General features: G+C 56.1%; 1 protein-coding gene. It reads right to left on the reverse strand.

Annotated elements, in window-relative coordinates:
• Positions 1-496, reverse strand: a 496-nt coding sequence (locus AB9F27_RS22010; protein ID WP_369758218.1) for a 2Fe-2S iron-sulfur cluster-binding protein, incomplete at its 3' end; no start/stop codon positions are given.
• Between the last annotated feature and the right edge of the window lie 73 nt (positions 497-569).

Below are 569 nucleotides of genomic sequence, written 5' to 3' on the forward strand. Positions count from 1 at the left end.
CATATTGGCTAACGGCGTGGGCCGCTTTGATGATCGGTTCGTAGCCCGTGCAGCGACATAAATTGCCCTGAACGGCCGTTTCAATCTGGCGTTCGGTTGGCTGAGGGATCTCCATCCAGAGCGCATAAAGCGACATAACAAACCCTGGTGTGCAGAACCCGCATTGGCTGCCGTGATGCTCCACCATCGCTTGCTGGACGGGGTGAAGCGTGCCGTTCGGGCCAGAGAGGGACTCGATTGTGACAACGTGGCAGCCGTCCAACGACGCGAGAAAACGGATGCAGGCGTTGATCGCTTCATATTTTAGCGCGCCGTTTTGCAACCGTCCGACCAGCACCGTACAGGCCCCGCAATCGCCCTCGGCACAGCCTTCTTTGGTGCCCGTCAATCGTTGATCCAGCCGCAGGAAATCTAACAGCGTTTGGCTGGCGGCCACGTCTTTCAAGGCTACGTCTTGGCCATTCAGAATAAAGCGGATGGTGTCGCGATGTTGCATCTCGGCCCCTTTGGTTGGTCGGATTACTTGCTATCGTGATCAGCTTAGAGCGCTTGACTGCTATCAAAAATAG

Source organism: Falsihalocynthiibacter sp. CO-5D18 (assembly GCF_041205445.1).
In the GTDB taxonomy this organism is placed as follows: Bacteria; Pseudomonadota; Alphaproteobacteria; order Rhodobacterales; family Rhodobacteraceae; genus Falsihalocynthiibacter; species Falsihalocynthiibacter arcticus.